Consider the following 8,735-nt stretch of genomic DNA (forward strand, 5'->3'; position numbering starts at 1 on the left):
AGCCGCCGGCCGACCTGTGCCCGCTGTGCCCGTCGACGCCGGGCAAGCCGACCGAGATCCCCGAGCCGTCCTACGACGTGGCGGTGTTCGAGAACAGGTTTCCCTCGTTCGCCCAGGGCGTGCCGGAATCGACGTCCTCGGTGTCGGGCTGGGTGGAGCGCATGCCCGGCCGTGGTCGGTGCGAGGTCGTGTGCTTCACCTCGGACCACTCCGCGTCATTCGGATCACTGTCTGCGAGACGGGTGCGCACGGTCGTGGACGCGTGGGCGGACCGCACCGAGGCGTTGAACGCGCTGCCCGGCGTGGAGCAGGTGTTCCCGTTCGAGAACCGGGGGGAGGAGATCGGTGTCACCCTGCACCACGCGCACGGCCAGATCTACGGCTACCCCTTCGTGACACCCAGGACCAGCCGCATGTTGGCCGTCGCGTCGACGTACCTCGAGGAGCACGGTCGTCCTCTGCTCGGGGACGTGCTGGCGGCCGAACGCACAGCGGGGACACGCGTTGTGGAAAGTTCCGAGCACTGGACGGCCTATGTCCCGGCTGCTGCCCGTTGGCCCGTCGAGGTGCACCTAGTGCCACATCGCCAGGTGCCCGACCTGCCCGCCCTGACACCGCAGGAGCGTGACGACTTCGCCTCCTGCTACCTGCGCGTGCTGCGTAGCCTGGACGCCCTGTACGACCGCCCCCTGCCGTACATCGCGGCGTGGCACCAAGCGCCGACCCGCACCGGTCGTGACTTGTCCTGGTTGCGCCTGGAGGTCTTCTCCGTCCTGCGCACCGCCGACAAGTTGAAGTACCTGGCCGGTTCCGAGTCGGGCATGGGCGTCTGGATCAACGACACGACCCCCGAGCACGTCGCGGAGCGGTTGCGCGCTGCGCCCTGACGGTGACGGGCCGGCCGCGAAGAGTTGCGGGCGGTGATCACGGAGTAGCTGTTCCCGGGCTACCGAGGTTGGATGAGCTGGCGGCTGGTGACGCGGATCATGGACCAGCGGACATGGCTTCGTGGTGGTGCGGTAAGCGTTCGTTGATCCTCACCCCGTTTGGCGGAGTCGGGTTGCGGGGAGTCCTCCGGGTTGTAGTCGGCCATCGCCGCGAACAACGTGCCCCGGTCCTCCGCGTCGATCAGTTCGGCGGGGCCGGGTCGTCCTTTGCGGATCGCCAGGCCGTCACGACCCTCCTGCCGGTAGACCCGCCACCACCCGCAACCGCAGCACCTCCTGCTCCACAGGAGACGACCGGTGCGCAGCCTCGACCTCAACCTCCTGCCCAGCCTATAGGAAATCGATTACTTTCGACTCAATAGGAGCTCTTCACCAAGGGGCAGCGCATGGGCACCGGCCAGTGCTCGGTCAGGCGGTACAACCGCCAACTGCGGGACCTGATCGCCGCCGGGCGGGCCACGCCGTCATTCCTGGTGTCCCACGAGCTGGGGTTGGAGCAGGCGCCGGAGGGCTACGAGCGGTTCGACCGCCGCGAGGACGGCTGGACCGAGGTGCTGCTGCACCCGGGACGAGCCGCCTGAGCGGCACCGCCCGGGCCGCACGGTTCAGGGGGCGGCCTGCGCTGCCCGGACCGCGCTGCGGTCAGCCGCGTGGTGGCAGACCCCGAGCACCGCGAGGTGCCGGGGCGCGGGAAGCCGCCACGTGCCCTGGTCCGCGTTCGGTGACCGTCGCAGCGCTCGTCGCTCGGCGGAGCTCAGCGGCTGGGGGTGGGTGGCTCGGGCGTGGTCGGATCGGGCGGGTTGGGCGTCGGCGGAACCGGCGGTTCCGTGCCCGGAGTGGGACTGGGCCCGGGTGGCGGCGTGGGCTGCGGCGGGTTCGGTTGCGCCATGACGCTCCTCCTCGTGGCGGGCGGATCCCATCGGCCCTGGGGGTACCCGCGCGGGAACGAGTCGCACCTGCCGTCTCCGCGGGACAGGTGGACTACGTCGTCCGAGGTTGCGCTCGCACTGAAGTCCTGTCTTGAGACCTGCCTCGACCCGTCGGCCGCGGACGCCCGGCGGGTCGGGTCGGGATTCGTCGCCGACGGCATCGCCCTGGACGCGCTGTTGGGTCTCGCGGGGGTCGGCGCCGTGTTCGCGTTCGTCGGCGGCTGGACCGGGTACTCGCCATGAACGATCGAATGGGAGGTGGGGCGTGCCGCGACCTGAAGTGCGACCGGGGACCATCGTCATCTACACCGACGTCGCGTGCGCGTGGTCGACCGTGGCGATCGTGCGGTTGTTGCGCGCGCGAGACGAGTTGGGACTGGCCGACCGGGTGCGCCTGGACCACCGGTGCTTCCTGCTGGAGGACGTCAACGGCTTCCCGATCCCGAAGAATTTCCTGGATTCGGAAATCCCGGTGGTGGGTGCGCTGGAGCCGGACCTGGGCTGGAAGAACTGGCAAGGCGACCCGGCGGACTGGCCGGTGACCACCGCGCCGGCCAACGAGGCGGTCCACGCGGCCAAGGAGCAGTCGGCGCGGGCGGCGGAGGAGCTGGACGTGGCGTTGCGGCTGGCGTTGTTCCGCGACAGCCGGTGCGTGTCGTTGCGGCACGAGATCGTCGACATCGCCCGGGGCTGCGAGCACGTGGACGCCGACGCCCTGGGTGAGGCGTTGGACGACGGGCGGGCGCGAGGACCGATGATGCGCGACTACCGGGCCAACCGCGACGCCGTGCAGGGCAGCCCGCACCTGTTCTTCGCCGACGGTTACGACGTGCACAACCCCGGCATCGGGCTGCGCTGGGTGGGGGAGCAGGGCGCGGGCTTCCCGGTGGTCGAGCACGACGACCCGTCGGTGTTCGCCGAGCTGGTCCGCCGCGCCGCCGACACCGCCGCATGACCACGGCCAGTTGGGGCGAGCACGTGTCGCCGGGTGCGCGGGAGCCGTTCCAAGACCGTGCGCGCAGGGCCGCGCTGCAGCTGATGGCCCCGCAGGACCACGACCGGCTCCCCGTGCCCGAGGCGGCGCTGCGGGAGCGGTTGGCCGCCTGCGAGACCGGACCGTCCGCGCCTCCGTGCGGCCCGCGGCCTGCGCGTCGAGAAGGGCCCGGAGGATTGACCTGCGACTGCGGTCCTCACCGCCGCCGCACCGGGTTGATCCGGCGCTGAGCGGGTAGGCCCTGTGCATGGCTCCTACGACGTTGACCGCGCTCGCGCTGACCTGCTCGCTCAAGCCCTCGCCCGAGCCGTCGAGCACCGACAAGATCGCCCGGCAGGTGTTGGGCGAACTCGCCGCGCACGGCGTCGGGGGCGACCTGGTCCGGGTCGTGGACTTCGACGTGCGCCCCGGCGTGCAGACCGACATGGGCGGGGGTGACCAGTGGCCTTCCATCCGCGAGCGGATCCTGGCCGCGGACATCCTGCTGCTCGCGACCCCGACCTGGGTGGGGCACCCGTCCAGCGTGGCGCAGCGGGTGATGGAGCGGCTGGACGCCGAGCTGTCCGAGACCGACGACCAGGGCCGCCCGTCGATGTACGGCAAGGTCGCCGTGGTGGCGGTGGTGGGCAACGAGGACGGCGCGCACAAGATCATCGCCGACTGCTTCCAGGCGCTCAACGACATCGGCTTCACCATCCCCGCGAGCGGGGGCACGTACTGGAACTCCGAGGCGATGAACCCCAAGGACTACCTCGACCTCGACGAGACCCCGGACGCGGTCGCCTCGACCAACAAGAAGCTGGCCAACAACGCCGTGCACCTCGCGCGGCTGCTCAAGCAGGCCCAATACCCGCCGGTCCAGTGAGGAGCACTCCTGTGGCAGAGCTGGAAGTGGTGCACGAGTTCACCGGTCCGATGCCCACCGGGGTGAGCGTGTCGCACACCGGTCGGGTGTTCGTGAACTTCCCCCTGTGGGGTGACGATGTTCCGGCGACCGTGGTGGAGCTGCGCGACGGGGCCGAGGTGCCGTTCCCCGATCAGGCGTGGAACTCACCATCGGGTGATGACGACGCGAACGCGTTCGTGTCGGTGCAGAGCATCGTGGTCGACCCGGCCGACCGCTTGTGGGTGCTCGACACCGGCAGCCCTCTTTTCCGACCGACCAAGCCGGGCGGTCCGAAGCTGGTGTGCGTCGACCTGGCCACAGACACCGTCACGAAAGTGATCACCTTCCCGCAGGACGTCGTTCTGGGGACGACCTACCTCAACGACGTGCGGTTCGACCTGCGCCAGGGCGGGGCCGGGGTCGCCTACATCACCGACTCGGCCGACTCCGGCCCGAACGGGATCATCGTGGTGGACCTGGACAGCGGCGAGTCGTGGCGGCGGCTGCACGACCACCCGTCCACCAAGGCGGTGCCCCTCGAGGACTTCCGCCCGGTCGTGGAGGGCGCCCCGTTCCTGGAGCGCCCCGCCGACGGCGAGCCGAAGCCGGTGTCGATGGGCGCGGACGGCATCGCCATCAGCGCCGACGGCAGCCGCCTGCACTACTGCCCGCTCGCCTCGCGCCGCTGGTACAGCGTGCCCACCCACGCCCTGCTGGACCGCTCCCTGCCCGACGACGAGGTGGGCGAGCAGGTCGTCGACGAGGGCGACAAGGGCGGCGGCTCCGACGGCCTGGAGACCGACGACGCCGGTCGGCTCTACCTGACCGACTACGAGCACGACGCGGTCCTGCGCCGAACCCCCGACGGCGACTTCGAGACCGTCGCCCACGACGCGCGCCTGCTGTGGCCCGACACGATGTCGGTCGCCGACGGCCACCTCTACGTCACCGCCAACCAACTGCACCGCCAGGCCAAGTACCAGGGCGGGCAGGACCGCAGGCGCAAGCCGTACCACCTGTTCCGCGTGCCCATCGACGCCGGACCCGTCCGGCTCCGGTAGAACCCCAGGAGGAGTGATCCGCTTGACCACCACCACGATGCCGATGCTGGAGACCTACCCCGCCGAGATCAACCTCGACCGGGCCAAGCTCGCGGCGACGATCGACGCGCTGATCGCCTGCGCCGAGGCGTGCACGGCCTGCGCGGACGCCTGCCTCAGCGAGGAGGTGGTGGCGGAGCTGACCAAGTGCGTGCGCACCAACCTGGACTGCGCCGACATCTGCTCCACCACCGCGCGGGTGTTGTCGAGGCACACCGGTTACGACGCGAACATCAGCCGGTCGCTGCTGGAGGCGTGCGCGACGGTGTGCAAGTCCTGCGGCGACGAGTGCGGCTCGCACGCCGAGATGCACGAGCACTGCAGGATCTGCGCCGAAGCCTGCCGGAACTGCGAGCGCGCCTGCCGCGACCTGCTGGCCGCCATCGGCTGAGGCGACCGTGTCATTCGATCGGGTGGTGCGTGGTTGAACTCGTCCGGCACGGGTAGCCGGCGGTGGACCGATGCCTGGAGGAGGCTTTTCGTGACCGTTGAGCGCGAGCACGACACCGACCTGGTCCGCGTGATCACCGCCGACCACCGCGAGGTCGAGCGGGTGTTCCAGGAGCTGGAGTCCGGCCAGGGCACGCCCGAGCACCGGCGTGCCCTGGTCGACCACGTGATCAGCGAGCTGGTGCGGCACTCGGTGGCCGAGGAGCAGTTCATGTACCCGGCCGCCCGGAAGGTGCTGCCCAACGGCGACGAGGTGGCCGACCACGAGATCGAAGAGCACGCCGAGGCCGAGCGGGTGATGAAGGAGCTGGAGGGCCTGGAGCCCACCGACCCCCGCTTCGACGAGCTGCTGGGCGAGCTGATGCGCGAGATCCGCCACCACATCAAGGACGAGGAGGAGGACCTGCTGCCCCAGCTCGCCGCCCGCTGCTCCGCCGAGGACCTCCAGGAACTGGGTCGCAAGGTCATCGCGGCCAAGAAGGTCGCCCCGACCCGCCCCCACCCCGCAGCCCCGGACAAGCCCCCGGCCAACCTCCTGCTCAACCCCGGCACCGGCCTGATCGACCGGCTGCGCGACGCGCTGTCCGGCCGCAACAGCTGACCACCCCGGGTGAGCGCACCCCGGCCCGCCGATCGCGGTGGGTGGCGTTTCGCCACCCACCGCACGGGAAGCCGTCCGTGGACGACGACGGAGGAGGCGGGATGAAGGCAGTGGTGTGGCACGGGACCGGGGACATCCGGCTGGAGGAGGTGCCCGACCCGAAGATCCTGGAGCCCAGCGACGCGATCGTGCGCATCACGCGCAGCGCGATCTGCGGCACCGACCTGCACCTGGTGCGCGGCACCATGCCCGGCATGGTCGAGGGCACGATCCTCGGCCACGAGGCCGTGGGCGTGGTGGAGGAGGTCGGTCCGGCGGTGCGCGGGTTCTCCCGCGGCGACCGGGTGGTGGTGACCTCCACGATCGGGTGCGGCACCTGCTCGTACTGCCGGGCCGGCTACTACGCGCAGTGCGACACCGCGAACCCGAACGGCCCGTCGGCGGGCACCAGCTTCTTCGGCGGGCCGGAGACGACCGGCCCGGTGGACGGGCTGCAAGCCGAGTACGCGCGGGTGCCCTTTGCGATGACCACGCTGGTGCGCATCCCCGACGCGGTCAGCGACGACCAGGCCATCCTGCTGTCCGACATCTTCCCGACCGCGTGGTTCGGGGCGCGGCTGGCCGAGGTCGGCAAGGGTGACAGCGTGTTGGTGCTGGGCGCGGGCGTGGTCGGTCAGTTCGCGATCGCCTCGGCCAAGCGGCAGGGCGCGGGGCGGGTGTTCGTCGTCGACGGCATCGCCTCCCGGCTGGACAAGGCCCGCGAGCAGAACGCCGAGACGGTCGACTTCAACCGCGAGGACCCGGTCGCGCTGGTCAAGGAGCTGACCGGCGGCATCGGCGTGGACCGCGTCATCGAGGCCGTCGGCGTGGACGCCCAGCGCCCCAAGACCGGCCCCGCCGCCGAGCAGGCCGAACAGCAGGCCGAGCAGTTCGAGCAGGAACGGCGGCAGGCCGCCCCCGACGCCAACCCGAGCGGGGAGCAGTGGGTGCCCGGCGACTCGCCCAGCCAAGCCCTGCGGTGGGCGGTGCAGGCGGTGGCCAAGGCGGGCAGCATCGGGATCATCGGCGTCTACCCGCCCGGCTTCAGCAGCTTCCCCATCGGCGAGGCGATGAACAAGAACCTCACGGTGAAGATGGGCAACTGCAACCACCGCCGCTACCTGCCCGAACTGCTCGACCTCGTGGTCAGCGGGGTGGTCGACCCCACCGCGTTCATCACGCAGCACGAGCGGCCGATCAATGCGGTGGAGGCCTACGAGACCTTCGACCGGCGTGAAGAGGGCTGGCTCAAGACCGTCCTGGACGTCGCCTGAGCGACACCGTCGCTGACGCGCTCGTCCGGCGCTTGCGGACGTAGGACGTGCCCAGGGTCTTCGGCTACGCGGGCGACGGCATCGATCCGCTCCTGGCCGCCCTGAACCGGGCCGGTGGTGATCCGGAGTTCGTGCCGGTGCGGCACGAGGAGATGGCCGCGTCCACGGCCACCGGCCACGCCAAGTACACCGGCGGGGTCCGGGTGTGCCCGGACACTCAGGGGCCGGGGGCGATCCACCTGCTCAACGGGCTCTACGACGCCAAGCTGGACCGCCGCCCGGGGCGGCGGACGTGGGCCAGGTGGTGTCGACCGCGCTGGGGACGTGTTACCTGCAGGAGGTGGACCTGCATTCGCTGTTCAAGGACGTGTGCGGCCGGTACCTCCAGACCGTCGCCACCTCCGAGCAACTGCCGGTGCTGCTGGACAACGCGATGCGCACCGCGATCTCCGAGCGCGTGCCGACCTGCCTGATCGTGCCGCACGACGTGCAGCGCGCCGACGCGGTGGACGACCTGCCGCACACCCACGGCGTCGTGCCCTCCTCGGCGGTCACCGCCGGCCCCGCGTGCTGTCGCGCACCGACGACCTGCGCCGCGCCGCCGACGTGCTCAACGCCGGTCGGAAGGTCGCGCTGCTGAACGGCCTGCTGGAGCTGATCACCGTGGCCGACCGGTGGCGCTCCTGGGCGGACCCCGGTTCGTTGTGCTGGTGCTGCACAACCGCGATCTCAACGAGGTCAGCTGGGAGCAGCGCGAGATGGAGGGCGACCCGCGCTTCCCGACCTCGCAGCGCGTCCCCGAGTTCCCCTACGCCGCCTATGCCGAGCTGCTCGGGCTGCGCGGCATCCGCGTCGACTCACCCGACCAGGTGGGCAAGGCGTGGCACGAGGCGTTCCACGCCGACCGGCCGGTGGTGGTCGAGGCGGTGGTGAGCCGGGCGAGCACCCGGCCCACCACCGCTCACCGGCCGCCGCGACCCCGGACGGTGCCCACCACCGTGCCGGTTCGGGACGTGACCGCGTTTCGCGGTGGGGGAGGCGGGTACCGGACGGGCATGGACGACATCACCGGAGCCGGTCCCGAGGAAGAAGCCGTGCGCGCCGGCGAGGCGAAGCCCGCCACCGAGCAGGAGGAAGGGCTCGGCGAACCGGACTCCTCATCACCCGACGACCAGCGGGACGATCCCACGACGTCCGAAGACGACCGCGACGACTCCTGACAGCGGCGTTCCCCACCGGTCGAGCCGACCACCGGCGTCGGTGGCCCCCTCGCAGCCCGAGCTGAGCGACGACCATCACCGCTCGTCGCCCACGGGCTTGAGGTGGACGAGTTCGGCCAGGTGGCGCACGGTCTCGCCGCCGCCCGTGCCCAGGCCGTGCCGGGTGAGGGTGAGCGCCCGCGCCGCCGCACCGAGCCTGAGGGCTTGGTCGAGCGACATGCCCCGCGCGAGTCCGACGGCCAGTCCGGCGGTCACGGAGTCACCGCCGCCGCGGGTTTCGTACACCGGGTCAGGC

Annotated in this window: 11 protein-coding genes and 2 pseudogenes; 12 read left to right on the forward strand and 1 reads right to left on the reverse strand. The window is 71.3% G+C overall.

Annotated features, from left to right (window positions below; all coding sequences use genetic code 11):
* From galT to ACFV4N_RS35140, 12 genes and pseudogenes are all read left to right on the forward strand, one after another.
* Positions 1-887, forward strand: an 887-nt coding sequence (gene galT / locus ACFV4N_RS35085) for a galactose-1-phosphate uridylyltransferase (protein ID WP_499676963.1), incomplete at its 5' end; no start/stop codon positions are given.
* Between the two features lie 425 nt (positions 888-1,312).
* Positions 1,313-1,528 (forward strand): annotated as a pseudogene (locus ACFV4N_RS35090) (aldehyde dehydrogenase); the annotation flags it as partial.
* Between the two features lie 306 nt (positions 1,529-1,834).
* Positions 1,835-2,119, forward strand: coding sequence for a hypothetical protein (locus ACFV4N_RS35095; protein ID WP_499676964.1), 285 nt, complete (start codon positions 1,835-1,837; stop codon positions 2,117-2,119).
* A 22-nt stretch (positions 2,120-2,141) separates the two neighbouring features.
* Positions 2,142-2,831, forward strand: a complete 690-nt coding sequence (locus ACFV4N_RS35100) for a DsbA family oxidoreductase (protein ID WP_499676965.1) — start codon at positions 2,142-2,144, stop codon at positions 2,829-2,831.
* Between the two features lie 286 nt (positions 2,832-3,117).
* Positions 3,118-3,735, forward strand: a complete 618-nt coding sequence (locus ACFV4N_RS35105) for a flavodoxin family protein (RefSeq protein ID WP_499676966.1) — start codon at positions 3,118-3,120, stop codon at positions 3,733-3,735.
* Positions 3,736-3,746: 11 nt separating this feature from the next.
* Positions 3,747-4,817 (forward strand): L-dopachrome tautomerase-related protein, encoded by a 1,071-nt coding sequence (locus tag ACFV4N_RS35110; protein WP_499676967.1) that lies wholly within the window; start codon positions 3,747-3,749, stop codon positions 4,815-4,817.
* Positions 4,818-4,830: 13 nt separating this feature from the next.
* Positions 4,831-5,247, forward strand: a complete 417-nt coding sequence (locus ACFV4N_RS35115; RefSeq protein WP_499676968.1) for a four-helix bundle copper-binding protein — start codon at positions 4,831-4,833, stop codon at positions 5,245-5,247.
* 90 nt (positions 5,248-5,337) lie between these two features.
* Entirely contained in the window at positions 5,338-5,907 is a 570-nt protein-coding gene (locus tag ACFV4N_RS35120; protein ID WP_499676969.1) for a hemerythrin domain-containing protein, read from the forward strand.
* Between the two features lie 101 nt (positions 5,908-6,008).
* A complete protein-coding gene (locus tag ACFV4N_RS35125; protein ID WP_499676970.1) occupies positions 6,009-7,220 on the forward strand; it encodes a zinc-dependent alcohol dehydrogenase in 1,212 nt (403 codons plus the stop codon).
* Positions 7,221-7,267: 47 nt separating this feature from the next.
* Positions 7,268-7,489 (forward strand): annotated as a pseudogene (locus ACFV4N_RS35130) (thiamine pyrophosphate-binding protein); the annotation flags it as partial.
* A gap of 71 nt (positions 7,490-7,560) precedes the next feature.
* Positions 7,561-7,860, forward strand: a complete 300-nt coding sequence (locus ACFV4N_RS35135; protein ID WP_499676973.1) for a hypothetical protein — start codon at positions 7,561-7,563, stop codon at positions 7,858-7,860.
* A gap of 70 nt (positions 7,861-7,930) precedes the next feature.
* Positions 7,931-8,440, forward strand: a complete 510-nt coding sequence (locus tag ACFV4N_RS35140) for a thiamine pyrophosphate-dependent enzyme (protein ID WP_499676971.1) — start codon at positions 7,931-7,933, stop codon at positions 8,438-8,440.
* A 75-nt stretch (positions 8,441-8,515) separates the two neighbouring features.
* Here ACFV4N_RS35140 and ACFV4N_RS35145 read toward each other — a convergent pair.
* Positions 8,516-8,735, reverse strand: a 220-nt coding sequence (locus tag ACFV4N_RS35145) for a PfkB family carbohydrate kinase (protein WP_499676972.1), incomplete at its 5' end; no start/stop codon positions are given.

The organism is Actinosynnema sp. NPDC059797 (genome assembly GCF_042732085.1).
Taxonomy (GTDB): domain Bacteria; phylum Actinomycetota; class Actinomycetes; order Mycobacteriales; family Pseudonocardiaceae; genus Actinosynnema.

Coding starts and splice junctions, on each gene's coding strand:
- ACFV4N_RS35095 (WP_499676964.1), top strand. CDS start 1,835: ATGACGCTCCTCCTCGTGGCGGGCGGATCCCATCGGCCCTGGGGGTAC.
- ACFV4N_RS35105 (WP_499676966.1), top strand. CDS start 3,118: ATGGCTCCTACGACGTTGACCGCGCTCGCGCTGACCTGCTCGCTCAAG.
- ACFV4N_RS35125 (WP_499676970.1), top strand. CDS start 6,009: ATGAAGGCAGTGGTGTGGCACGGGACCGGGGACATCCGGCTGGAGGAG.